This window comes from Allorhizobium sp. GW101-3B10 (assembly GCF_059424725.1).
Genome location: NZ_JBWKZR010000001.1, coordinates 2,459,969 through 2,485,574 on the forward strand (window position 1 = coordinate 2,459,969; position 25,606 = coordinate 2,485,574).

The 25,606-nt window shown below is 64.9% G+C and carries 18 protein-coding genes and 1 pseudogene; 4 read left to right on the top strand and 15 right to left on the bottom strand.

Annotated elements, in window-relative coordinates; genetic code table 11:
* Window positions 1-186: 186 nt before the first annotated feature.
* Window positions 187-2,835: an aminopeptidase N gene (gene pepN, locus AC07Y0_RS12170; RefSeq protein WP_498677572.1), complete on the top strand. Its 2,649-nt coding sequence runs from the start codon at window positions 187-189 to the stop codon at window positions 2,833-2,835.
* Between the two features lie 106 nt (window positions 2,836-2,941).
* Here pepN and AC07Y0_RS12175 read toward each other — a convergent pair whose 3' ends face one another.
* Entirely contained in the window at window positions 2,942-3,829 is an 888-nt protein-coding gene (locus AC07Y0_RS12175; RefSeq protein ID WP_498677574.1) for a DUF4344 domain-containing metallopeptidase, read from the bottom strand.
* A 335-nt stretch (window positions 3,830-4,164) separates the two neighbouring features.
* On the opposite strand from AC07Y0_RS12175, the gene AC07Y0_RS12180 reads away from it, so the two are divergent.
* Window positions 4,165-6,507, top strand: coding sequence for a PAS domain-containing sensor histidine kinase (locus tag AC07Y0_RS12180; RefSeq protein WP_498677575.1), 2,343 nt, complete (start codon window positions 4,165-4,167; stop codon window positions 6,505-6,507).
* A gap of 15 nt (window positions 6,508-6,522) precedes the next feature.
* On the opposite strand, the gene AC07Y0_RS12185 is transcribed toward AC07Y0_RS12180, so the two are convergent.
* On the bottom strand, window positions 6,523-8,499 hold the full coding sequence (locus tag AC07Y0_RS12185) for a putative bifunctional diguanylate cyclase/phosphodiesterase (protein ID WP_498677577.1): 1,977 nt from the start codon (window positions 8,497-8,499) through the stop codon (window positions 6,523-6,525).
* A 249-nt stretch (window positions 8,500-8,748) separates the two neighbouring features.
* Here AC07Y0_RS12185 and AC07Y0_RS12190 point away from each other — a divergent pair, with 249 nt between their 5' ends.
* A complete protein-coding gene (locus AC07Y0_RS12190; RefSeq protein WP_498677578.1) occupies window positions 8,749-8,967 on the top strand; it encodes a hypothetical protein in 219 nt (72 codons plus the stop codon).
* A gap of 35 nt (window positions 8,968-9,002) precedes the next feature.
* On the opposite strand, the gene AC07Y0_RS12195 is transcribed toward AC07Y0_RS12190, so the two are convergent.
* Entirely contained in the window at window positions 9,003-9,176 is a 174-nt protein-coding gene (locus AC07Y0_RS12195) for a hypothetical protein (protein WP_498680338.1), read from the bottom strand.
* Window positions 9,177-9,204: 28 nt separating this feature from the next.
* Between AC07Y0_RS12195 and AC07Y0_RS12200 the strand changes: the two are divergent.
* Window positions 9,205-9,444 (top strand): annotated as a pseudogene (locus tag AC07Y0_RS12200) (ATP-binding protein); the annotation flags it as partial.
* Between the two features lie 142 nt (window positions 9,445-9,586).
* On the opposite strand, the gene AC07Y0_RS12205 reads toward AC07Y0_RS12200, so the two are convergent.
* The 12 genes from AC07Y0_RS12205 to AC07Y0_RS12260 form a co-directional block, all read right to left on the bottom strand.
* Entirely contained in the window at window positions 9,587-11,413 is a 1,827-nt protein-coding gene (locus AC07Y0_RS12205; RefSeq protein ID WP_498677580.1) for a methyl-accepting chemotaxis protein, read from the bottom strand.
* Window positions 11,414-11,558: 145 nt separating this feature from the next.
* Window positions 11,559-14,519, bottom strand: a complete 2,961-nt coding sequence (locus AC07Y0_RS12210; protein ID WP_498677582.1) for a bifunctional [glutamine synthetase] adenylyltransferase/[glutamine synthetase]-adenylyl-L-tyrosine phosphorylase — start codon at window positions 14,517-14,519, stop codon at window positions 11,559-11,561.
* A gap of 172 nt (window positions 14,520-14,691) precedes the next feature.
* A complete protein-coding gene (locus tag AC07Y0_RS12215; RefSeq protein ID WP_498677584.1) occupies window positions 14,692-16,104 on the bottom strand; it encodes a sensor histidine kinase in 1,413 nt (470 codons plus the stop codon).
* Window positions 16,105-16,111: 7 nt separating this feature from the next.
* Complete coding sequence (locus AC07Y0_RS12220; protein ID WP_169734068.1) at window positions 16,112-16,813, bottom strand: response regulator transcription factor; 702 nt, start codon at window positions 16,811-16,813, stop codon at window positions 16,112-16,114.
* Between the two features lie 139 nt (window positions 16,814-16,952).
* On the bottom strand, window positions 16,953-18,518 hold the full coding sequence (locus AC07Y0_RS12225) for a Do family serine endopeptidase (protein ID WP_498677585.1): 1,566 nt from the start codon (window positions 18,516-18,518) through the stop codon (window positions 16,953-16,955).
* 150 nt (window positions 18,519-18,668) lie between these two features.
* Complete coding sequence (locus tag AC07Y0_RS12230; protein ID WP_498680224.1) at window positions 18,669-19,100, bottom strand: cytochrome c-type biogenesis protein; 432 nt, start codon at window positions 19,098-19,100, stop codon at window positions 18,669-18,671.
* Window positions 19,101-19,270: 170 nt separating this feature from the next.
* Complete coding sequence (locus AC07Y0_RS12235) at window positions 19,271-21,262, bottom strand: heme lyase CcmF/NrfE family subunit (protein WP_498677588.1); 1,992 nt, start codon at window positions 21,260-21,262, stop codon at window positions 19,271-19,273.
* On the bottom strand, window positions 21,259-21,705 hold the full coding sequence (gene ccmE, locus AC07Y0_RS12240; protein ID WP_498677590.1) for a cytochrome c maturation protein CcmE: 447 nt from the start codon (window positions 21,703-21,705) through the stop codon (window positions 21,259-21,261). Before ccmE ends, AC07Y0_RS12235 begins: the two co-directional genes overlap by 4 nt.
* Window positions 21,702-22,856: a c-type cytochrome biogenesis protein CcmI gene (gene ccmI, locus AC07Y0_RS12245; protein ID WP_498677592.1), complete on the bottom strand. Its 1,155-nt coding sequence runs from the start codon at window positions 22,854-22,856 to the stop codon at window positions 21,702-21,704. Before ccmI ends, ccmE begins: the two co-directional genes overlap by 4 nt.
* Before the next feature lie 117 nt (window positions 22,857-22,973).
* Entirely contained in the window at window positions 22,974-23,399 is a 426-nt protein-coding gene (locus AC07Y0_RS12250) for a hypothetical protein (protein WP_454748768.1), read from the bottom strand.
* Between the two features lie 115 nt (window positions 23,400-23,514).
* Window positions 23,515-24,921, bottom strand: a complete 1,407-nt coding sequence (locus tag AC07Y0_RS12255) for an ATP-binding protein (RefSeq protein ID WP_498677594.1) — start codon at window positions 24,919-24,921, stop codon at window positions 23,515-23,517.
* Window positions 24,918-25,589: a response regulator gene (locus tag AC07Y0_RS12260; RefSeq protein ID WP_498677596.1), complete on the bottom strand. Its 672-nt coding sequence runs from the start codon at window positions 25,587-25,589 to the stop codon at window positions 24,918-24,920. The genes AC07Y0_RS12255 and AC07Y0_RS12260 overlap by 4 nt, the downstream gene beginning before the upstream one ends.
* Between the last annotated feature and the right edge of the window lie 17 nt (window positions 25,590-25,606).

Sequence of the window (25,606 nt, forward strand, 5' to 3'; positions counted from 1 at the left end):
AACAAGAGCGCAAATATTCGTCGGTAAACAACGCCCGTTCGACATCGCAGGACGTTTTATTTCCTGGCTTTTTAACAATCGTTCAGAAATCTGTGTCAGTCTCTCCGGCGAAATCACATCCTTGCATGCGCAGGTTCGGGTATCGCGATTACGCAAGGCGGCTCACGGACGAGATCAGGATAGACAATGCGAACAGACACCGGCCGGATCATCAATCTGGCAGACTACCGCCCCACCGACTTCATCCTGGAACGTGTAGACCTTACCTTCGAACTCGATCCGACCGAGACCAAGGTTGAAGCCCGGCTCATCTTCCACCGGCGCGAGGGCGCCGACCCGCAGGCTCCGCTGGTGCTCGACGGCGACGAGCTGAAGATGACCAGCCTGCTGTTCGACCAGATCGAAATGGCGCCCGAGCGCTATACCGAAACCGCCGACAGCCTGACGATCCGCGATCTGCCGGAAACCGTACCCTTCGAGATTACCGTCACGACGATCATCAATCCGGAGGCCAATACCCAGTTGATGGGTCTCTACCGCTCGAACGGCATTTATTGCACCCAGTGCGAGGCCGAGGGCTTCCGCCGCATCACCTATTTCCCCGACCGGCCGGACGTTCTCGCCGTCTACACGGTCAACATCATCGCCGACAAGGCCGCCAACCCCCTGCTGCTGTCCAACGGCAACTTCCTCGGCGGCGCCGGTTACGGCGAAGGCAAGCATTTCGCCGCCTGGTTCGACCCGCATCCGAAGCCGAGCTATCTGTTTGCCCTGGTCGCCGGCGATCTCGCCGTCGTCGAGGACACCTTCGTCACCATGTCGGAACGCGAAGTGGCGCTGAAGATCTATGTCGAGCACGGCAAGGAGGCCCGCGCGGCCTATGCCATGGATGCGCTGAAGCGGTCGATGAAGTGGGACGAGGAGAAGTTCGGCCGCGAATACGATCTCGACATCTTCATGATCGTCGCCGTCTCCGACTTCAACATGGGCGCCATGGAGAACAAGGGGCTCAATGTCTTCAACGACAAGTACGTGCTCGCCGACCCGGAGACCGCGACCGACCAGGACTATGCCAATATCGAGGCGATCATCGCCCACGAATACTTCCACAACTGGACCGGCAACCGCATCACCTGCCGCGACTGGTTCCAGCTGTGCCTCAAGGAAGGCCTGACCGTCTATCGCGACCACGAATTTTCCGCCGACCAGCGCTCGCGCGCCGTCAAGCGCATCGCCGAGGTCCGCCATCTGCGCTCGGAGCAGTTTCCCGAGGATACCGGCCCGCTCGCCCATCCGGTGCGCCCGACCAAATACCGCGAGATCAACAACTTCTACACGACCACCGTCTACGAGAAGGGCTCCGAGGTCACCCGGATGATCGCGACCATTCTCGGCCGCGAAGGGTTCAAGAAGGGCATGGACCTCTATTTCGAGCGCCATGACGGCGATGCCGCCACCGTCGAGGACTTCGTCAAGTGCTTCGAGGACGCCAATGGCCGCGACCTCACCCAGTTCTCGCTCTGGTATCACCAGGCCGGCACGCCGCAGATCACCGTCTCGTCGTCCTACGATGCGAGTGCCAAGACATTGACCCTGTCGCTTGAGCAGATGGTCGCGGCAACGCCCGGCCAGACCGCCAAGGAGCCGATGCACATTCCGCTGAAATTCACGTTGATCGGCGAGAACGGCGCGGAGGCTCTGCCGAGCGCAGTCAGCGGCGGCGAAGTGACCGGCGACGTGCTGCACCTCACCGAGCGCAGCCAGACCTTCGTATTCAACGGGATCGGGGCGCGGCCGGTCGTGTCGCTCAATCGTGGCTTCTCCGCACCGGTGAACCTGCACTTCGCCCAGACCAAGGAAGACCTCGCCCATATCGCCCGCCACGACAGCGACCTCTTCGCCCGCTGGCAGGCCATCACCGATCTGGCCCTTCCGAACCTGACGGCGGCGGCCAAGGCAGCCGGCGCCGGCAAGCCGGTCGAATGCGACGCCGCCCTTTGCGACGCCCTGCTGGCGATCGCCGCCGACGACGGCCTTGAGCCGGCCTTCCGCGCCCAGGCCCTGGCGCTGCCGAGCGAATCCGACATCGCCCGTGAACTGGGCGCCAACAACGATCCCGACGCGATCCACCAGGGCCGCCAGGCAATCCTGTCCGCCATCGCCAAGGCAGGGGCCGCAACCTTCCGCAGCCTCTATGACGGGCTCGCCGCATCGACGCCGTTCAGCCCGGACGCCGCCGGCGCCGGTCGCCGGGCGCTGCGCAATGCCGCTCTCGGCTTCCTGGCGCTGAGCGAGAACAGCCCGGCCGGTGCGGCGGAAGCCTTTGCCAAGGCCGACAACATGACAGACCTGTCGCAGGCCCTGACCGTGCTGGCGCACCGCTTCCCGGACGCGGCCGAGACCCATGGGGCGCTCGCCGCCTTCGAAAGCCGCTTCGCCGAAAATGCGCTGGTGCTCGACAAGTGGTTCTCGATCCAGGCGACCATCCCGGGCGAAAGCGCGCTGGAGCGCGTCATGCGCCTGATGCAGAACCCACATTTCACCGCATCGAACCCGAACCGGGTGCGTGCGCTGATCGGCACCTTCGCCTTTGCCAACGCGACCGGTTTCAACCGGCCGGACGGCAAGGCCTATCACTTCTTCGCGGAAGAAATCCTGTCGATCGACAAGCGCAATCCGCAGCTCGCCGCCCGCCTGCTGACGGCGCTGCGCTCCTGGCGCCTGCTCGAGCCGGTTCGCGCCGATCAGGCCCGCGAGGCTCTGATGACCATCGAACGGGCGCCTTCGCTGTCGTCCGACGTCGCCGACATCGTCGAGCGGATGCTGAAAGGCTGATTATCGAGGATTTGCCTCCCGGAAACGGTGGTCACCGGTTCGGGAGGCAGGCACCCTGGGGTCGAACTGATCCGCCAGGTACGGAGATTGCGGATCGCACCGGACGTCAGCCCGAACGGGACGTCCCGGCCTGCGGCACGATCGGTTGGCGCTGGCGCGGCGGGCTGGCCTCGTCCGTGTCCTCCGCCTCGACGGCGTCCTCGTCTTCGGCCTGTTGCTCTTCGCCATCCGGATTGTCGATGTACCACTGCGCGTCAAGCTCGGCGCTGTTGAGCAGGTCCTCGTAGCACAGCGTCATCTCGCGATCGTCGGCGCTCCAGAAGGCGTTGGCGACCCCGCACTCAGTCGCCGTCAGCTTGATCCCGTCCTTGAGCTTGTAGCTGCCGGAGAAGGCGGCAGCGACCATTTCCATGACGCCCGCCGTCTTGATGATCTCACGGAAATAGGCGAGCTGCGGGTTCTTGGTCGGCGCATAGGTGATCGTGAACGCCGTCTTGTCGCTCTTGCTTGCCTCGTGCGGCTTCAACACCTTCTCCCAGCTTTGCAGCTGGCTCTGGTATTCGCCGAGGCATTCCTCCGCACGGTATTCGGGATAGTCGATGGACTGGGCGAAATCCTGGAAACGCTCCTTGTCCTTGCCGACCATCAGGCAGACGGTCGCATAGGCGCGCTGCTCGTCCAGCCCGTGGCTGTCCCAGAACGCGATGTCGTCCGCTTGATCCTCTTTCGCGCCGGCGGACAGGAACCAGATATTGGCCCAGTCCTCGACGGCACTGTTGAAGTCCTCGTCCTCGGCTTCGAGCAGGAGCAGCACGGCAAGCCCGTCGACCGCGTCCTCCTCCTTGCCCAGCACGGGGAGCGAAAACTCGGAGACCAGCATGTGGCCGGCCTCATGAAAGACCGTGGCGATGGCGTTGTTGAGCGCGAACTGGTCGGCCTCGGTGGCCTGTTCTTCCGTGAGTTCGTCATAGAGCTCGGGCGGTGCGGGCTCCACGGCCCGTGCCGGGGCCGTTGTCATGAGGGAAGCGAGCGTGGCAGCCGCCGACGCTGCCCAGAATGATGACCGGCGGGGCGATCTCGAACGCATGGAAAAGTTCCTTTCGGCTCTGCCGGAATGGATGTGAACATCCCATCGATAGGCGAGACCGGCCCCTGTTTTCAATCAGATTCAAGCCTTTGGCCGCCGTTGCACAAAAAAAGCCGATTCCGATGAAGGGCTTAAGATTTTGTTTACCCGCCCCGTCTGGACAAGGCGAATCACCGGTGATTCATTGAGTCAGATTCGGGCGAGCGGCGCTTCGGATCACGCGAGGGATCGAGGCAGGGACAATGTCGAACGTGCGGCGGGCAACCGCAGCCGATGAGCGGTTGCGACTCAATTTTGCAGTCATTGTGGCGTTTTTCAACCGCCTGCGCGAGCGCATCGCGGGCGCGAACAATCCCGACAACGGGCCGTCGCGATGGATCGAGACCGTGTTGCGCCGCTCGATTCCCGTCCTCATCCTCGCCTTCCTGTCGGTCGTGGCCATCGCGCGTATCGCCGGCATCCTGGGCGAACATGCCCGCATGGAAAGCAGCGTGCGCCAGACCACGGTGCTCGTCGCCACCACCGCCAATGCCGCCCTTGCTGGGCGCGAAGCGCTGTTCGTCTCAGCCGACCGCGCCGCCGCCGAGGCCGCGCTCTCGACCCTGCTGCCGGCCGAGCGTCTCGGCGACGGTTCTTTCGTGCTGATGGTGGAGCCATCGGGCCGGATCTTCGCCTCGTCGTCCGCCGGCGCCGGTTATGTCGGCCTGCCGCTCGCCAACCTGCTCCCGCAGGTCGCCGCCATCCGCCGCTTCGCCGACCAGGGCGGCGGCATCGAGACGGATATCGGCGGGGAGCGTCATTTCGCCGTGCTGACCCCGGTCGGTGCCGATGGAGCTCTGGTCCTGACCGCCCATTCGCTGCAGCAGAGCATGGCTTTCTGGCGCAGCGAGGTCGCGCTCAACGTCACGCTGTTCGCCGGCATTTCGCTGATCCTCAGCGTCATCCTCTACGCCTATTTCCAGCAGGTGAAGCGCGCCCGCGATGCCGACGACATCTTCCTCGAGAGCAATATGCGGGTCGAGGCGGCCCTGTCGCGCGGCCGTTGCGGCCTTTGGGATTTCGACCTCGCCAACCGCAAGCTGTTCTGGTCGCGCTCGATGTACGAAATGCTGGGGCTGCCACCATCCGGCGACGTGATGGCCTTTGCCAACGCGGCGCGGCTGATGCATCCCGACGACGGCAATCTCTTTGCGCTCGCCCGCGCCGTCGGCCGCGGCAAGTCCAAGCAGATCGACCAGATCTTCCGCATGCGCCATGCCCACGGCCACTATGTCTGGATGCGGGCCCGCGCCCAGGTGATCTGCTCCAACACCGGCTGCATGCACGTCATCGGCATCGCCATGGACGTCACCGAACAGCACCGCCTCGCCCAGCGCTACGCCGAAGCCGACCAGCGCCTCGCCGACGCCATCGAATGCACGTCGGAAGCCTTCGTGCTGTGGGACAAGAACGACCGGCTGGTCATGTGCAACGGCCACTTCCAGCACGTCTACGGCCTGCCGGACAGCATTCTCGTGCCCGGCACGGAACGGGCCGTGGTGCAGGCCGCCGCCCAGCGCCCGATCATCCAGCGCCGCGTCGCCGACCCCGACCAGAGCGGTTCGTCGCGCACCACCGAGGTGCAGCTCGCCGACGAGCGCTGGCTGCAGATCAACGAACGGCGCACGCGCGACGGCGGTCTCGTGTCGGTCGGCACCGACATCACGCTGCTGAAACGCCACCAGGAGCGCCTGCGCGACCAGGAGCGCCGGCTGATGGCGACCATCGGAGACCTGTCGTCGTCGCAGCGCAAGCTGGAGCGGCAGAAGGCCGAACTGTCGGTCGCCAATGCGAATTACCAGGCGGAGAAGGAGCGCGCCGAGGCCGCCAACAAGGCGAAGTCGGAGTTCCTCGCCAATATGAGCCACGAGCTCCGGACCCCGCTCAACGCCATTCTCGGCTTCTCGGAAATCCTGCTCGCCGGGATGTTCGGCCCGATCGGCTCGCCGAAATATTCGGAATATGCCCGCGACATCCACGAGAGCGGCAAGCACCTGCTGCACGTCATCAACGACATTCTCGACATGTCGAAGATCGAGGCGGGCCAGATGAAGATCCGCTGCGAGACGGTCGATCTCGATGCGCTGATCGAGGAGAGCCTGCGTCTCACCTCGATCCCGGCGGAAGAAAAGAATGTTCACATCGAACAGCGCGTTTCGTCCGGCCTGACGATGACGGCCGATCGCCGCTCGATGAAGCAGATCCTGCTCAACATCCTGTCGAATGCCGTCAAGTTCACGGAATCGGGCGGCCGCATCGCGCTTCGTGCCCGCAAGATCGGCGACGCCGTGACCATCACCATCGCCGACACCGGCATCGGCATTCCCAGGGCGGCACTCGGCAAGATCGGACAGCCCTTCGAGCAGGTGCAAAGCCAGTATGCCAAGAGCAATGGCGGCTCAGGCCTTGGTCTCGCCATTTCCCGCTCGCTGGTCAACATGCACGGCGGAAGCCTGAGGATCCGCTCTGTCGAGGGCAAGGGAACGATCGTGTCGGTGCGCATCCCGGAAACCCTGGTCATCGAGACCATGCGCAAGCGGGCCTGAAGCCAGCCCTGTCGTTCAGGAATAGCTGCGGAGCCTGGCCGCGACCCGGTCTTCGGGCTGGGCGAAGAGGGTATGGGTCAGTTCCTCCGCCATCGGGCGGGCGAAGTGATACCCCTGCACCGAGCGCACGCCCAGTTCCTCCAGGATCACCAGTTCCTCCTCGGTCTCGACACCCTCGACGATCGCTTCCAGCCCCATTTCCGAGCACAGGGCCAGGACCGACTTGACGATCTTGAAGCTGGTGCCCCGGCGATGGATCTCGCTGACGAAGCTGCCGTCGACCTTGATCTTCGACAGCGGCAGGCGGTGCACGTAGCTCAGGCTTGCATAGCCGGTGCCGAAGTCGTCGAGCGCGATGCCGCAGCCGAGCTGGCGCAGCAGATGGATCGCCGTGCTGGCCTGTTCGAAATCGCTCATCACCGCCGTCTCGGTGATCTCGAAGGTGATGCGCCTGGGATCGAAGCCGCTGTCCTCGACGATGCCGATGAGGCGCATGACGCCCTCTATGGTGACGAGGTCGTGCGGCGAGAGATTGAAGGACAGGAAGACATCGTCCGGCCAGGCGGCCGCAACGGAAAGCGCCCGCTCCAGCAGGAGCCGGGTGATCAGGCCGATGCGGCCGTTATATTCGGCGATCGGGATGAATTCGACCGGCGAAACCGGACCGATGGTCGGGCAGTCCCAGCGCGCCAGCGCTTCGAAGCCGACGCAACGCCGCGAGGGGACGTCCATGATCGGCTGATAGACGAGCGAGAGTTCCTTTTCCAGGTCGGCGACCTGAAGCGTCTCCTCGACCACCTTCTGGCGCGACAGTTCGCGCGCCTGCACCGCGTTGAACACCACGACACCGGCGCGGTGGTGGCGCTTGGCCGTGTAGAGTGCATAGTCGGCGCGCTCGTAGAGGTCGTGGCCGTTCTCGCCGACATCGGGGTAGAGGGCGATGCCGAGCGAGGCGGTCACGTGGACGATGCCACTGCCGAGATTGATGCGCTGGGCGATGGCGTCGCAGATGCTGGTTCCAAGCGCCATGGCGTTCGCATCATCGAACGATTCCAGGATCAGCGCGAATTCGTCGCCGCCGAGGCGGTAGACGGAGACCGTCTCGCTCTCGAAACGCTGGAGCCGCTCGGCGATCTCGACCAGGACCCTGTCTCCGGCCGAGTGGCCATACATGTCGTTGATCGGCTTGAAACCGTCGAGGTCGATGACGCCGACGGCAAGGGTGCCCCTTTCCGCCTTGGCCTGCGCATGGCGGCGCTCGAGGGTGTGAAAGAAGCTGCGGCGATTGGCGATCAGCGTCAGGCTGTCGAGATTGGCGAGACGCAGGTTTTCGTCCGACAGGGCCTGCATCGTTTTGTTCTGCGCCTGAAGCACATGCCGCTGTTCGGCAAGCTGGCGGAAGTCACGATAGTGGGTGAGCAGAATGGCGATCATCGCCATGCTGACGAGAATGACATTGACGCCGGTGGCGATAAACGTCGGCTCGCCGCTCAGAACCATGGCGAAGAAGAAGGGGATGTTGACGAGGACGGTGACGACCATTGCCGCCGAGCGCAGGTGCATCAGGCAGAAGATGCAGCCGATCACGGTGATCGCCATGAAGAAGGCCACATGGGCTTGCTCGTAACCGTTGCCATAAGGCAGGAGGGCGAGCGACCAGGCCGTGCAGAATATGGCAATGGGCGCGGCGAGCCGGTTGGTAGCCCGCAACCGATGATACGCCTGGGCAGCATCCACCTTGCGATTGCGCGCGACGAGCCAGCCGACGGCCCGCAGGATGAAGACGACGGAAAGAACCGCAGGCAGGTAGATCACCAGATAGGCCGGCGCGATGTCCCGATGGGTCCAGGCCAGAGAGAGCATGTTGGTGGTCAGGATGAAGTAGAGCAGCGGAACCTGTTTCGAAAAGGCTTCGAACTGCGAAAGCGTGAGTTCGGGGTTGTCATTGGGGACCCTCAGGGTCTCCAGGATCCATCTGATCTTGTGCATCATTGTCCCGATGTCCGGCGTCTCTTCAACCGCCGCAGCCCTTCCCGACCACTCCATTTTGCCTTTCTACTTCAGGGTCGGTTAAATTAGAGAGAATCCCGGCGACAAAGGCCGGCATCCTGCTGCGGATCCGTCTCGTTTCAGCTCCGGACGAGCCCGAGCCGCCGGATCGCCGATGATCGCGAGCATCGCCGCCGGCCTTAACCGCGCCTTAGGCCGCCGCTCGTAAAGATCGGGAAAAGAGAGTTCGCCATGCTGATGCGTACCGCCACCCTCGTTCTGGCCCTGTGGGCGACAACTGCCTCTTCGGCTCGTTGCGAGGACGAGGCCGACCCCCGGACCGTTCTCGAGACGGAGGCGACCGAAGGTCTGCCGGACAGCACGAAGCCCTCCGCCCCACTCATCCCGAAGCCTGTTCCAGACGACAGCGAGTTGGCCGACAGCATCGATTCAGGCCATGAGGGCGGCTAGGAGCGGGAGCCACGGACGGATGCAGGCCCACACGTTCATCCCTTCACGACCGTCTGGAACACCTTCCTGACCGCTTTCGACAGCCTTTTGATCTCCGCCTCGAGCGTCATCAGGTCCGGGCTGTCGCCGGCGCGGCAGACGAGATCGACGAGGCCGGCCGGAACGGTTGCAGGGTCGAACCCGCCGGGGATGCGCTTCAGGTCCCGCATGTCCGTCGGCGGCCTTTCCTTGTCGATCATCGCCCGCAGCGCGTCGAACCGGGCCGCGCACTTCTGGCAGACCGTCGAGCGGGTGCAGAGCCAATATGCAAAATCGAAGGGCGGCTCGGGCCTGGGGCTCGCCATTTCCCGCTCGCTGGTCGCGCTGCATGGCGGATCACTCCGGATCCGGTCGCGCGAAGGTCAGGGCACCGTGGTTTCGCTGCGCATTCCCTCGCCCTCGCCCTCGCCCCGATGCGTCGGGTGGGGTGAGGCGTAGCCCCTTTTAGCCCGCATAAAAAATGCCGCCCTTGAGAGAAAAGGGCGGCATTTGTGTTTGCGCTGGAGCTTTCCAGGTTTGGATCATTCTCCGCGATCAGACCCGCTGACCTGCGGAAATGCTGAACCGCCTGGTTCCCGGATCACGCGGCCCGGCGGGTGGCCGTGCTATTGGAAGCCTGGCCGAGCTGGAACTGCGAGATCAACTGGCGCAGGCGATCGGCTTCCGTCGCCAGCGAGGCAGAGGCGGCTGTCGCCTCTTCCACCATGGCAGCGTTCTGCTGTGTCGTCTGGTCCATCTGGTTGACCGCCGTATTCACCTCGGAGAGGCCGACCGACTGTTCGCGGGCGGAGGTGGCGATCGCGTCGAGCTGGCCGTTGATGGCCACCACATGGTCGCCGATCACCTTCAGGGCCTCGCCGGTCGCGGTCACCAGCTTGACGCCGCTTTCGACCTCTTCGGCGGACTTGCTGATCAGCCCCTTGATCTCCTTCGCCGCCTGGGCGGAGCGCTGGGCCAGTTCGCGCACTTCCTGCGCGACGACGGCAAAGCCCTTGCCCGCTTCGCCGGCACGGGCCGCCTCTACGCCGGCGTTCAGCGCCAAGAGGTTGGTCTGGAAGGCGATTTCGTCGATGACACCGATGATATTGGAGATCTGGCTCGACGAGCTCTCGATCCGCTGCATCGCATCGACGGCACTGGCCACGATTTCACCCGACTTTTTCGCCGAACCGTTCGCCTGCACCGCCATGCTGCGGGCTTCCTCGGTGCGCTTGGAGGAGTTCTGCACATTGGCCGTGATCTGGTCCAGCGCTGCCGCCGTTTCTTCAAGCGATGCCGCCTGCTGTTCGGTGCGTCTCGACAGATCGGACGCGCTCTGGCTCAGTTCGCGGGAACCACCGTCAATGGTACTGGTGGCATGCGCGACCGCACCCAGCGTGGCGCGCAACTTGGAAACCGCCGAGTTGAAGTCGGCGCGCAGGTTTTCGAAATCGGCGGCGAAGGGTTGTGCCAACTCGTAACCCAGATCGCCGTCGGCGAGACGCTGCAAGCCAGCGGCCAGGCCTTCCGTCGCCTGGGCCATGTCAGCCGCACGTTTGCGGTCGGCTTCGGCTGCGCGCATGCGCTCGGCTTCAGTCTGGTTGCGGGCGGCATCGGCTTCGCCGGCCAGTTCCCTCGCCTTGAGGCCCGTATCCTTGAATACCTGCACCGAGCGCGCCATCAGACCGATTTCATCGCGACGCTCCGTGCCCTCTACGCTTGTTGTCAGATCACCACCGGCAAGCGTCTCCATCGTGCTGGAGAGAGACCGGATGGGCGCCACCATCCAGGCGCGGATGGCAAAAAAGCCACCGAGCAGTACCAGGACGATGCCGGCGATGACGCCGATCGTGCTGTTTCGGGATATGGCATTGGTCTCGTCCGTCAGCTCGATGCTGCGAGCCGCCGATGCCTCGGTCATCTGCGTGGTCACAGCCGTGAACTGCGGCGCGATCTTGGCAAATTCCGGCTGGCATTCCTTCAGGAACAAGGCCTGGCTGGCGACGACGGCCTGTTCTTCGACCGCTGACGTGCCGGCGGCACGCGTCGCCGCGCATGCGGTGTCAACGGCCTGCAGGACCGCCGCTTTCAGCCCTGGAATGTCCGTATTCGACGGCATGGATTTTGCTGCTCCATCGATGAACTTGATGAAGCTCTCCCGCGCCGTCGTAAAGTCCTTGGTCGCCGCTTCGTTCAGTTCGGATGTCCTGGACAGAACAAGATCGCCAATCGCGGCCCGCATGTTCTGCATCGATCGGTTGGAGCGAGCCAGAAGCAATGCCGAATTTGCCTCGCCTTCGAGAAGGCTGCTATAACTATCGTCGATACTCTTCAACTGCGCACTGGTGTAGAAAGCTACACCGAGCGCAAATATACCGAACGCTGCCATGATTGTGAGAAACTTTCCCACGATCGGAATATTTTTCATCCGCTCCTCCGAGATCCAGAACCGATAGACTGTTTGATGGTTGGTCGATGGAGGTAACATCCGCAATGATGCTTAATCATTAATTACTAAATCATGGATTCTTGATATTAAATTCAACATGTGGAGGGTCTTCTCCACTTCTAGGTCATCCTGACCCCACTACAACCTTGGAAAACACTCTCCTCACCGCCTTCGACAGGCGCTTCAGCTCGGCCTCTACCGCCTTCAGGTCGGGGCTCTCGCCGGCACGGGCAACGAGGTCGACGAGGCCTGCCGGAACGGACTGCGGTTCGAACGCGCCATCAATGCAAAGGCGGATAACCTGCGAGAGATCGGTGTAGAGCTTCAGCGCCGTCAGGCAGGTGTCGAGGTCATTCGGGTCGATCAGTTCGCCGAGCGCCTTCAGCGCGTCCGCCGTGGACAGCTCGTTGGTGCGAATGCGGTGACCCTTCGAAGGGGCCACCAGGGCCAGATATTGCGCGATGAATTCGATATCGATCAGGCCGCCGGGAATGAGCTTGACGTCCCATATGTCCCTCGGCGGCTTCTCCTGTTCGATCAGCGAGCGCATCTCCAGGACGTCCTTGACGATCTTCGCCTGATCACCAGGTGCCGCCAGCACCTCCTTGATGATCGTCTCCGCTTCGGCGATCAGGCTCTGATCGCCGGAGATCATGCGCGCCCGGGACAGCGCCATATGCTCCCAGGTCCAGGCCTCCTCGCGCTGGTAGCGGGCGAAGGCACGGAGCCGTGTGGCGACAGGCCCCTTGTTGCCGGAGGGCCGAAGCCGCATATCGACCTCGTAGAGCACGCCTTCCGCAGTCGGCGCTGACAATGCCGCAATCAGCCGCTGGGTGAGCCTCGTGAAATAGCGCACCGGATCGAGCGGTTTGCCGCCATTCGATTCCACCGCGTCGTCGTCATGCTCGTAAAGCAGGATCAGGTCGACGTCGGAGCCTGCCGTCAGCTCGAAGGAGCCAAGCTTGCCCATGCCGGCGAGCGCCACGCGGCCACCGGGGATACGGCCATGGGCCGCCTCCATTTCCGCAATCACCGCCTTCAGCGCTTCGTCGATGACGAGGCCGCCGAGGTCGGTGAAGGCATGGCCGGCCTGGGCGCCGCCGATCGTGCCGGTCAAGAGCCGGATGCCGATCAGGAAGCGCTGCTCGGCGGCGAAGATGCGCAGCCGGTCGAGGATTTCCTCATAGTGCCGGCTGCCGCCGAGGAAGGACGAGAGCCGCTTTGCCAGATAGTCGCGCGTCGGCAGTTCGACCATCAGCCCGGGATCGAGCATGCCGTCGAACACATGCGGGCGCCGGGCGATGATCTCGGCCAGCCGCGGCGCCGACGACATGATGTTGACGATCAGGTCAAGCAGGGCCGGATTGCTGGTGAGCAGGGAAAAGAGCTGGATACCGGCCGGCAGGCCGGAAATGAAGCTGTCGAAGCGCAGCAGTGCCTCGTCGGCCCGCCGGCTCTCGCCGAAGGTCTTCAAAAGCTGCGGCGTCAGTTCCGTCAGCCGCTCGCGCGCCTCGACCGATTGCGTGGCGCGGTAGCGGCCATAGTGCCAGGTGCGGATGACGCGGGAAATATCCTCCGGCCGCTCGAAGCCGAGCCCCTTCAGCGTCTTCAGCGTGTCGGGATCATCCTTCTGGCCGGTGAAGACGAGATTGCCCGAGGCCGAGGACAGGACCTCCTCCTGCTCGAACAGCCGCGCATAGCGGCGCTCGACGGTCTTCAGCACGCTTTCCAGTCGGGTGGAAAAGCCCGTCGTGTCGCCAAAGCCCGCCATGTAGGCGATACGGCGCAGTTCTGGTTCGGTCTCCGGCAGGAGATGGGTCTGCTCGTCATGCACCATCTGGATGCGGTGCTCGACATCGCGCAGGAACCAGTAGGCTTCGATCAGTTCGTCGCGGGTCGCCGCGTCGATCCACCGGGCGACGGTCAGGGCGTGCAAGGCCGCCTCGGTCGGACGCAGCCTCAGTTCCGGCATGCGCCCGCCGGCGATCAGCTGCTGGGTCTGGGCGAAGAACTCGATCTCGCGGATGCCGCCGCGGCCGAGCTTGACATTGTGGCCCTTCACCGCGATCGCACCGTGCCCCTTGTGCACATGGATCTGCCGCTTGATCGAATGGATGTCGGCGATCGCCGCATAGTCGAGATATTTGCGGAAGACGAAGGGCACGAGTTCGCGCAGGAAGTTCTGCCCGGCCTTCAGATCGCCGCCCACCGGCCGCGCCTTGATATAGGCGGCGCGCTCCCAGTTCTGCCCCCTGCCCTCGTAATAGAGCAGCGCCGCCTCGACCGGCACGGCGAGCGGCGTCGAGCCCGGATCGGGACGGAGCCTCAGGTCGGTGCGGAAGACATAGCCGTCGCCGGTGCGGTCCTGCAGGATGCGCACGAGACGGCGCATCATGCGGCCATAGGTCTCGGTCGCATCCTCGGGGGAAACGAGGATGCCGGCTTCCGCCTCGAAGAAGACGACGAGGTCGATGTCGGAGGAATAGTTGAGTTCGCAGGCGCCGAGCTTGCCCATGCCGAGCACGATCAGCCCGCTGCCGAGCGAGGGCGCCTGCCGGTCGGCGAGCTTGAGCTTGCCCGTGTCTTCTCCGGCGAGCAGCAGATGGTCGATGGCGGCGGCGACGCAGGCGTCGGCCATGGCGGACAGCCAGCGGGTCGTATCGCGGGCGTCGAAGATGCGGGCGAGATCGGCGAGCGCCGTGATGAAGGAGAGCTTGCGCTTGGCGACCCTCAGTCGTGTCATCACCTGGGCTTCGCCGGCCAGCGGTCCGTCGTCCTCGCCGCGCCAGGCATTGCGCGCATCCGCAACGAGCCCGTCCAGCAGCGGTTCGATCGGCTCCTCCAGCGCCAGCGCCAGCGTCGCCGGATCGAGCATGGCCATGTCGCGCAGATAGGGCGAAAGGGAGAGCGCTGCCGTGACGAAGGCTTTGAGCGGGCCTTCGGTTGCCAGCAGATCGGCAATCGCCGGTTGGTGCTTGGCGGCATCCTTGAGCAACGAGACGACCGACTTCTGTTCCGTCAGGTTGAGCGGGCGGATCACCCCGTCCGCGACCTCGGCCAGCCTTTTCGTCGTCGTCTCGTTCATCGCCAGCCTCCGCGCGCGCCGTTCGCAAGATCATTCTTAGCGAATCTCGCCGTCCCTTGGGAAGTTAGGCGCTATGGCCGGCAAAGGCCATGCTCGCCGTCCGGGTGCGGCTGTTCGCCGGCGCAGGTCTTCTTCGAATGGGTGGGCGACTTGGCGGAAGGGACGGCCTGCCTCAGGCCTTCTGGCCGGGAAAGACCATGCTGGCGATCAGGCCGCGCGAGGCGCCGCCTTCCGGGTTCGTGTCGGAAAGCTCCAGCCGCCCGCCATGCAGCGCCATGATCGCCTCGACCAGGGACAGGCCAAGCCCGGTGCCGGGCTTGCTGCGGCTGGCGTCGAGACGGGCGAAGCGCTTCACCACGGCCTCGCGCTTGTCGGCGTCGATGCCCGGGCCGTTATCGGCGACGGACAGCTGCAACGCCCCTCCGACCTTGGCGACCGTCACGACGATCTTCTGCTCGCCCTCGGCCGTCGCACCATACTTGATGGCGTTGTCGATCAGGTTGGACAGCGCCTGGCCCACCAGCTCGCGGTTGCCCCTGACCGACAGGCCCGGCGCGATCCGCGTTTCCAGTTCCAGCCCCGCCTCCTCGGCCACCGGCTCGTAGAGTTCGGCACTGTCGGCCGCAATCGCCGAGAGATCGATGTCGGACAGCTCGGCGGCGATCGAGCCGGCCTCGACGCGGCTGATCATCAGCAGCGCGTTGAAGGTGCGGATCAGCTGGTCGGACTCGGTGATGATGCCTTCGAGCGCCGCGCGCCGCGCCGTCTCGTCGTCCTCGGCCAGCGCATCGGAAGCCTTGTTGCGCAGGCGTGTCAGCGGCGTTTTCAGGTCGTGGGCGATATTGTCGGAAACCTGGCGCAGGCCCTCGTTCAGCTTCTCGATCCGGCCGAGCATCTCGTTGAGCGAGGAGGACAGCCGGTCGAATTCGTCGCCCGATCCGGACACCGGAAGACGCTGCGAGAGATCGCCCGCCATGATCTTCTTGCTCGCCGCCGAGACCCGGTCGATGCGCCTCAAGGCATTGCGGCCGATGGCAAACCAGATGATGACGGCGCCTAACCCCATGATGGCAAGCGCCACCATCAGCGCCTGGCGCACCAGGAGCCGCAGCTTGCTCGGCTCGCCGAGGTCGCGGCCGACCAGCACCCTGAGCTTGTTGTCGAGGAAGAAGACATGGCCCGCCGCCACATGCCGCTGCACGTCGCCGCTCTCGTTGTAGCGCTCGTAGCGGAACGGGTGGTCGGTCCAGCCCTCCTGGTCGAACAGGCCCGGCTCCACGGAAGCGACGTTGCCGGCGAGGATCTCGCCGTTCGGGCCGGCGATGACGTAGAGGTTGGCGCCGGGCTGGCGGGCGCGGCGCTCCATCAGCCCGAGCAGGCGGTTGATGCCGCCGCGCTCGAAGGCGGTCTCGATCTCCTCGACTTCCTCCTTCAGCGTCTCGCGCGTCTGGACGTAGAGGATGCGCTCGGACATGGCCGTCACATAGATGACCAGAAGTGCCGCGCAGAGGGCGAACAAGGCGATATAGAGTGCCGACAGCCGGACCGCGGTCGACTTGAAAAGGAGCTTGGCGCGGGCATTCATGGCGGGCTCAGGCCTCGTCCTTGATCATGTAGCCCGCGCCGCGCACCGTCTTCAGCAGCGGCTTGTCGAAATCCTTCTCGATCTTCGAGCGCAGCCGCGAAACATGCACGTCGATGACGTTGGTCTGCGGGTCGAAATGATAGTCCCAGACGTTTTCGAGCAGCATGGTGCGGGTCACCACCTGGCCGGCATTCTTCATCAGATATTCGAGCAGACGGTATTCGCGCGGCTGTAGCAGGATCTCCTTGCCGGCGCGGCGCACCTCGTGCGACAGCCGGTCGAGCTCGAGATCGCCGACCCGGTAGGCCATGTCCTGCTCGGGCTTGCCCTTGCGGCGCCCCAGCACCTCGACACGCGCCAGGAGTTCGGAAAAGGCATAGGGTTTCGGCAGATAGTCGTCGCCGCCGGCGCGAAGGCCCGTGACGCGGTCGTCCACCTGACCCAGGGCGGAGAGAATCAGCACCGGGGTGTCGACGCCGCGCTTGCGCAGTTCGCTGATGACGGAGAGGCCGTCGCGGCGTGGCAGCATGCGGTCGACGACCATGACGTCATAGCCGTTCTCTGAGCCCATGAAGAGACCGCTCTCGCCGTCGCTGGCGTGATCGGCGACAATTCCGGCCTCGCGGAAGGCCTTGGTGATGTAGGCGGCGGCTTCGAGATCGTCTTCAATAACAAGTATCTTCATGTGCGGGACATTACCGCCGGCCATGCCCTGCGCACAACCGGAATCGCCCGGCTGCGGCGCATCGCCCTGCCCGGTGTTCATGTTGGAGCCCTTTCGTTCAAAAGAGAAAGGGGCGCCGCGTCGCCAAGGACCGCGGCGCCCCGATCGGGTCAGGCTTTCGCCTTTAGCCCTGGACGATCGGCAGTGCCACGAAGCGGCTGCCGTTCTCGGATTCGATCTGGAACAGCGCCTTGGTGCGGCCGTCCTTCTTCGCCTGTTCGAGCACCTTCAGCACGTCGGCGGCGCTCACCACCGCCTGGTTGTTGACCGAGGTGATCTTCTCGCCGGCCTTCATGCCCTTGTCGGCGGCATCCGAGTCCGGATCGACGTCGACGATGGTCAGGCCCTTGCCGTCTTCGGCCGGAGTGACCGAGAGGCCCATTCCGGCCAGCGCCTGTTCGGTTGCCGGAGCCTGGGGCGTGTCGCCGTTCTGGCTTTCGGGACCGGCCATCGCCTGCTCGCTCGGCAGTTCGCCGAGTTCGACCTTGACGCTCGTCGCCTTGCCTTCGCGCCACAGCGACACGTCGACTGTGGTGCCCGGCTTGAACGCGGCGATGCGCTTGGCGAGATCGCGCGGATCCTTGACCGGCTCGCCGTTGACGGCGGTGACGACGTCACCCTGCTTGATGCCGGCCTTGCCGCCCGGCGAACCTTCCTGCGGGGCGACGACCAGCGCGCCGCTCGCTTCCGACAGGCCGAGCGAGTCGGCGATGTCCTGGGTCACGGGCTGGATCTGCACGCCGAGCCAGCCGCGTTCGACGGTGCCGCCGTCCTTGAGCTTGGCGATGACGTCCTTGGCGACCGAGGCCGGGATGGCGAAGGCGATGCCGACATTGCCGCCCGAGGGCGAGAAGATCGCGGTGTTGATGCCGACCACTTCGCCGGCCAGGTTGAAGTCCGGGCCACCGGAATTGCCGCGGTTCACGGCGGCGTCGATCTGGATGTAGTCGTCATAGGGACCGGAGCCGATGTCACGGCCGCGGGCCGAGATGATGCCGGCGGTCACCGTGCCGCCCAGGCCGAACGGATTGCCGACGGCCACGACCCAGTCGCCGACGCGCATGTTCTCGTCCTCGGCGAAATCGACATAGGTGAACTTCTGCTTCGGGTTCTCGACCTTCAAGAGCGCGAGGTCGGTGCGGCTGTCCTTGCCGACCAGCTTGGCGTCGAGTTCCTTGCCGTCGTTCATCACGACGGTGAAGGCGGCGCCGTCGTCGACGACATGGTTGTTGGTGACGATATAGCCGTCCTCGGAGATGAAGAAGCCGGAGCCCTGCGAGGTCGGGCGCAGGCGGCCCTTGCCGTCGCCGCGGCCATGCGGCATGCGATCAGGCCCACGCTGGCCGAACTGCTCGCCGTCCGGGCCGCCGAACTCCTTGAAGAAGCGCTTCAGCGGATGATCGTCCGGCAGGTCTTCGAAGCCCTGGCCGCCGAAGCCGAAGGAAAAATTGCTCTGGTCGGAGGTCTGCTCGACATTGGACTGGACGCGGACCGAGACGACGGCCGGCGACACGGCTTCGACCACGTCGGCGAAGCTCGGCACCTGGGCCGCCTCGACCTTGACGGGTTCGGCATAGGCGGGGGCTGCGGCGAGCGGAAATGCGCCGGCCAGCATGACCGCTGCAAGACCCGCGGCGGTCGAGTTCTTCAGGATCGTCTTCAGCTTGGAACGGCCGATTTGTGCGGACATGAGTTCTACCTTCATCTGTTTACTGACTGGAGCCGGAACGTCCGGCGGAGGCGGTGGATGATGAAGATATAGGGCGTGTCACCTTACTGCGAACTGTACGGCAGATGAAATATTGGTAATCTTTAGGGGTGTTTTCGCGCGGGTGCCGGATCACTCGTCGAGCAGCTTGCCGAGACGGGCCTCTTCCTCGTCGGACAGCCTCTTCGGCTCCGGCCGGCTGCGCCCGCGGGCATAGACGATGGCGACGCCCAGCCCGATCACCAGCAGGAATGCCGGTGCGCCCCACAGGATCAGCGTCTTGGCCGACAGCCGCGGTTTCAACAGCACGAACTCGCCGTAGCGCGACACGACGTAGTTGATGACCTGCTCGTCGCTGTCTCCGGACATGATGCGCTCACGCACCAGAACGCGCAGGTCACGCGCCAGATCGGCATTCGAATCGTCGATCGACTGGTTCTGGCAGACCATGCAGCGCAGATTGGCCGAGAGATCCCGCGCCCGCTGCTCCAGCTTCGGATCGGCCAGCCTCTCGCTCGGATCGACGGCGAGAGCCGGAAGGGGGGCGAGGAGGAAAAGAATCAGGAGGAACGAACCAAAACCCCCTCTGGCCTGCCGGCCATCTCCCCCACAAGGGGGGAGAAGACGCGCGGCAAGGCTTCGCGCCCCCGTTGACAGCCGGCTGAGACGGAAAAGCCCCTCCCCCTTGTGGGGAGGGGTTGGGGAGGTTTTTTTTCCTTTGAGAACAGCCGACCTCATTCCGCCGCCTCCAGCGCCCCAGGTGCCGCCGTCTTGGCATGCCGCTTCGGCACGCCGACGCGCAGCCTGCGGTCGGAGAGCGAGACGAAGCCGGCGACCATCATGATCAGCGCGCCGTACCAGATGCACAGGATGTAAGGCTTCCACCAGATGCGCACGACGATGCCGCCGTCGTCCATCATGTCGCCGAGCGAGACATAGAGCTGGCTGACGCCGAAGGTGCGGATGCCGGCCTCGGTCGTCGGCATGCGCCGCGCCGTGTAAAGCCGCTTCGACGACCAGACGTCGCCCTTGTCGACACCGGCCTCGCGAATGGTGAAGTGACCGCGATCCTCGGTGAAGTTCGGGCCGACGGCCGACTTCATGCCGTCGAAGGTGACGGTGTAGCCACCTGCCTCGACCGTCATGCCGGGCTTCATCTCGACGACGGTCTCGGTCTCGAAGGTGGTCACCGCGACGATGCCGAGCACGGTCACGCCGAGGCCGAAATGGGCGAGCGCCGTGCCGATCGCCGAGCGCGGCAGACCGTTCAGGCGGCGCAGCGCCACGCCGGTCGCCATCTTGCCGAAGCCGGCGCGGTACCAGAGGTCGGAGAGCGCGCCGAAGACCAGGAAGAAACCGGCGGCAAGCCCGAAGACGGCCAGCACCGGTCCGCCATTCTCGACATAGTAGAGCGCCACGGCGAGCACGAAGGCGATCCCGGCCGCCACATAGAGCCGCTGCATCGCCGCGTAGAGATCTCCGCGTTTCCAGGCGAGCATCGGCCCGAAGGGCACGGCGACGAGAAGCGGCGCCATCAACAGGCCGAAGGTCAGGTTGAAGAACGGCGCGCCGACCGAGATCTTCTCGCCCGTCAGGGTTTCCAGCAGCAGCGGATAGAGCGTGCCGATCAGCACGGTCGCCGTCGATACCGTCAGGATCAGGTTGTTGAGGACGAGCGCGCCTTCGCGCGAGATCGGATGGAAGAGACCGCCCGACTTCAGCAGCGGCGCGCGGAAGGCGAACAGCGCGAAGGCGCCGCCGATGAAGAAGGTCAGGATGCCGAGGATGAAGATGCCGCGGCTCGGATCGGTGGCGAAGGCATGGACCGAGGTCAGCACGCCCGAGCGCACTAGGAAGGTGCCGAGCAGCGATAGCGAGAAAGTGAGGATGGCGAGCAGCACCGTCCAGATCTTCAGCGCATCGCGCTTTTCCATGACGAGTGCGGAATGCAGGAGCGCCGTGCCGGCAAGCCAGGGCATGAAGGAGGCGTTCTCGACCGGATCCCAGAACCACCAGCCGCCCCAGCCGAGTTCGTAATAGGCCCAGTAGGAGCCCATGGCGATGCCGGCGGTGAGGAAGGTCCAGGCAGCGAGCGTCCAGGGCCGCACCCAGCGCGCCCAGGCGGCGTCGATGCGGCCGTCGATCAGGGCGGCGATGGCAAAGGAGAAGCAGACGGAGAAGCCGACATAGCCGAGATAGAGCAGCGGCGGATGGATGGCGAGGCCGACGTCCTGCAGGATCGGGTTCAGGTCCTTGCCCTCGGCCGGGATCGGCGACAGACGGATGAAGGGGTTGGAGGTCAGCAGGATGAACAGCAGGAAGGCCGAGGAGATCCACGCCTGCACGGCCAGCACATTGGCCTTCAGCCGGTCCGGCAGGTTGGCGCCGAAGAAGGCGACAAGCGCGGAAAACAGGGTCAGGATCAACAGCCAGAGCATCATCGAACCTTCGTGATTGCCCCAGACCGCTGAGTAGCGATAGATCGTCGGCATCATCGAATGGGAGTTCTCCCAGACGTTCTGCACCGAGAAGTCGGAGACCACATAGGCCCAGGTCAGCGCGGAGAAGGAGAAGGCGACCAGCAGGAACTGCGCCATGGTCCCGGTCACGGCGACCGCCATCAGGGCGGCGTCGCCGCGCTTGGCGCCGATCACCGGCAGGATGGCGATGATGATCGATGCGGCCAGCGCCAGCACCAGGGCATAGTGGCCGAGTTCGATGATCATTGGGTCTTTTCCTCCTGCCAGACGCCGTCCTTCTTCAGACGGTCGGCGACTTCCTTCGGCATGTAGTTCTCGTCATGCTTGGCCAGCACGCTGTCGGCGGAAAAGATGGTGCTGCCGGCATCGAACTTGCCCTCGGTCACCACGCCCTGCCCCTCCCGGAACAGGTCCGGCAGGATGCCGACATAGGTGACGGGAACGGTCGCGGTGCCGTCGGTCACGGAGAACTTGACCGTCGAGCCCTCGCCGCGCACAACCGACCCCTCCTCGACGAGGCCGCCGAGGCGGATGCGGGTGCCGGGGCCGACCGCCGTCTTTTCCAGATCGGCGGGCATGTAGAAATAGGCGACGGACTGGCCGAAGGCGAACATCACCAGGAGAACCGCGGCGATGATGAAGCTCATGCCGCCGGCGATCACGGCCAGTCGTTTCTGCTTGCGGGTCATTTCAACGCCTCCTCCACCGGCAGGCCGAGTTCGCGGCCGACGCCGATCAATTGCTTGCCCTGAACCTCTTCGGGCGGAAAGGCGACCAGCGCCGACTTCAGCGCGGCGATCGCCTTGTCCGGCTCGTTCAGCATCGCATAGGAGCGAACGAGGCGCATCCAGCCTTCGAAATTGTTCGGGTCCTGTTTCAGCTTGGCATCCAGCCCCTCGACCATGCCGCGGATCATCGCGTTGCGATCGGTCGCCGACATGCCGGCGGCGGCCTCCACGTCACCGGCGGTCGGGCCACCCGGAGCCTTGGACTGGGCCGGCAAGCCTGCGACCGGCGCACCGCCGGAATTGGCGGCGATATGCTCCTGCACCAGCGGCAGCCACGGCGCATCGGCCGGGGAATCCTTGGCGAGCGCCTGGAAGTCGGCGAGCGCCTCCTGCCTCTTGCCGCCCTGTTCGAGCGACAGCGCCAGGTAGAAGCGCGCCCGCGGGTCCTTGGCATCGAGGCGCAGCGCCTCTTCGAAGGCGGCGCGCGCGTCGTCGGTGACGATGCCGTCGTTTCCGGCCATCAGCACTTCGCCGAGCCCGTTCATCCGCGCCGGGTTGGTGCCCTGCAGGCGGATCGCGTTGCGAAAGGCCAGTTCGGCGTCGCCGAGACGCTGCATCTTGAAGTAGATCGGCGCCAGAACGTCCCAGCCGGAGCCGTCATTGGGGTTTTCCGCCAGATGGCGCTCGACCTTGGCGACCAGCAGCTCGATATTGTTGCCGGGGTTCTCCAGCCGCGCGGCGAGCGGCGCCGCCGGCATGTCGGGGCTGCCCGTCTTCAGGTAGAGCCCAAGCGCGATGGCGGGCAGACAGAGAATGATGAAGGCCTGCGACAGGGCGTTCAGGCCCTTGGCCCTCGCCGCGTCGACGGTCTTCGTCCCCTCGCCCGACATCGCCAGCAGGCGGCGGCCGATTTCGGCGCGGGCATAGCCGGCATCTTCGGTGGAGATCAGGCCGGCGGCCTTGTCGCGCTCGAGTTCCTTGAGCTGGTCGCGGTAGACGGCGGCTTCGCCGACATCGTCGACAGGCGCGGGCGCCGCCCCTTTGAGGAGCGGCAACAGGAGGGCGACGGCAACCGCCACCGTCAACAAGGCAGATACGATCCAGAACAACATGATGCCCAATTACTGCAAGCCGAGGCTCGACGCCACAAACAAACGGCGGATGACGCAAAGTTGAGGCGTTTGGCCGCAAGCCGATCCGTAGGTGAGCAGGCGACCCTCAGCCTTGACTTACGTCAAGGGCGTCCAGGTGCCGTTCGAATTGCGGCAGGCCGCACCGCGTGCCTCGATCTGCCGGCCCTTGTCGTTCAGCTTGTGGACATACTGGCGGCAGTTCTGCTGGCCGACCTGGTAGGGAGCGGCGGCAACCACCTGGCCGCTGACATTCTGGCCCGCCCAGGCGACCGGCTGGAAGCCCGGTGCCGCCTCGAGCGCCCGATATTCGGCTTCGAGCGCGCGCTGCAATTCGCTGTCCGACAGCTTCACGCCGGTGCGCGCGACGATGCCGCCCTGCAGGGCCGAGATGTAGAGCGCCGAGGGATTGGGCTTGCCCGAGGACAAAAGCCCGCCCTTCGACCCGCCGCTCGTCGTGCAGGCGGAAAGTGCGAATGCGGCCAGCGCGATCACTGCCGCGCCCCGAAAGCGGGAAACACCCATAGGAACAGCCCCAGTCCCGTCATCGGAACGATAGATCATCACGTCTGTCCTTACCCTGCTGCGGCACCCACATGGCATCTTTATGGCCGCCATTGTTTTTTCACAACAAAATTGATTATACAGTGTCCCGCGTCACAGCCGGCAACACAAGAGCCGCCTTGAGGCCGCCGATCGGCGCGCGCGAAAGGCCGAAAGCCCCCTGATATTCGCTGGAAATTTCCTTGACGATCGACAGGCCGAGCCCGGTGCCGGGCTTGCTCTCGTCGAGCCGCTTGCCGCGCTTCAGCGCCTCGCCGATCTGCTCTGGCGCCAGGCCCGGACCGTCGTCCTCCACCGTCACCTCGATCCATCCGCGGCGCGCGCCCTCGCCCGCCGACTCCGGTTCGTGGGCCGCAGGCGTGACCATGACCGCGACGCGGGCCCTGGCAAACCGCGCCGCGTTTTCCAGGAGGTTGCCGACCGTTTCCTCGACGTCCTGCTGTTCCATGGCAAAGGCCAGGCCCTGGGCCACGTCGAGCGTGAAATCGATCTGCGGGTTGAGCCTTCGCATCACCCGCACCAGCCTCTCCAGAACCGGCTCCGCCTCGCAGCGCGCCAGCACCGAATCGCGCTGGGCGGCGATGCGCGCGCGGTTGAGATAGCTCGCCACCTGCGCCTGCATGGCCTCCGCCTGGCTGCGGACTACCTCGGCCTGCGCCTTGTCGAGCCCGCGCGCCTCGTTGAGCAGAACGGCGATCGGCGTCTTCAGCGAATGGGCGAGATTGCCGACCTGCATGCGGGCGCGCTCGACGATGCGCCGGTTGCTTTCGATCAGCGCATTGATCTCGGTGGCCAGCGGCTGGATTTCGCGCGGATAGTCGCCCTCGATCCGCTCGGCCTCGCCGCCGCGGATCTTCTCCAGCGCCCGGCGCGCCCGGTCGAGCGGCTTCAGGCCGTAGAGAATGGCAAGGCCGTTGACCACCAGGCCGCCGAAGCCGAACAGCGCGAGCCCGGCATAGAGCCGGGTGGAGAAAAAGCCGATCTCCTCCTCGACCACGTCGAGATTGCCGGACACGCGAAACCGCGCCGCCCGGTCGCCGCCGTCAAGCACGACTTCGGTTTCGGCGACCAGCAGCTTGTTCCCGACCGCGTCGACCATCGGATAGAAGCGCTCGTAATGCTCGTCAAACGGCACCTGTTCGAGGCTCGGAACGGCGAGTTCGGCCATGCCGAGCGAGGTCGAGGCAAGGGGGGCGGCGGCGAAGTCACCGAGCGGCTCGACCAGCCAGTACCAGCCGGTCTCCGGCTGGGAAAAGCGCAGGTCGCCGAGTTCCGGGCTGCCGGACAGGCTGTCGCCGTCGCCGATCGAGACGGAATTGATGACGTTGTAGAGCTGGGCGCGCAGGAGATTGTTGAAGCCGCGCTCCACCCCCTGGCGATAGAAGGCCGAGATCACCAGCGCGATGGTGACGAGCGAGGCCGCCGACCACAGCGTGGCCAGAAGCAGCACGCGGACGGTCAGCGACCGGGAGACGGGAATCATTTGGCCTCTTGCGGGGCTTGGATGCGATAACCGAGGCCGCGCACGGTCTCGATCATGTCGATGCCGATCTTCTTGCGCAACCGGCCGACGAAGACTTCGATCGTGTTGGAATCACGGTCGAAATCCTGATCGTAGAGATGCTCGACCAGTTCGGTGCGCGACACCACCTCGCCCATGTGATGCATGAGGTAAGACAGGAGGCGGTATTCGTGCGAGGTGAGCTTCAAGGCCTTGCCGTCGACGCTCGCCTTGGAGCTCTTGGTGTCGAGCCGGACCGGGCCGCAGGTGATCTCGGAGGATGCGTGTCCGGCCGCGCGGCGGATCAGTGCCCTTATGCGGGCCAGCACTTCCTCGAGATGGAAGGGTTTGGCGACATAGTCGTCGGCGCCGGCGTCGATGCCGGCGACCTTGTCGCTCCAGCGGTCGCGGGCGGTCAGCAGCAGGACCGGCATGACGCGGCCGGCGGTGCGCCACTTTTCCAGCACCGTGATGCCGTCCATTTCCGGCAGGCCGATGTCGAGGATGACGGCGTCATAGGGCTCGGTATCGCCGAGAAAATGGCCTTCCTCGCCGTCGAAAGCCTTGTCGACGACGTAGCCGGCCTCCTGCAGCGCTTCGACGAGCTGCCGGTTGAGGTTGACATCGTCCTCGACGACCAGAATGCGCATCTTTCACGCCCCTCTTC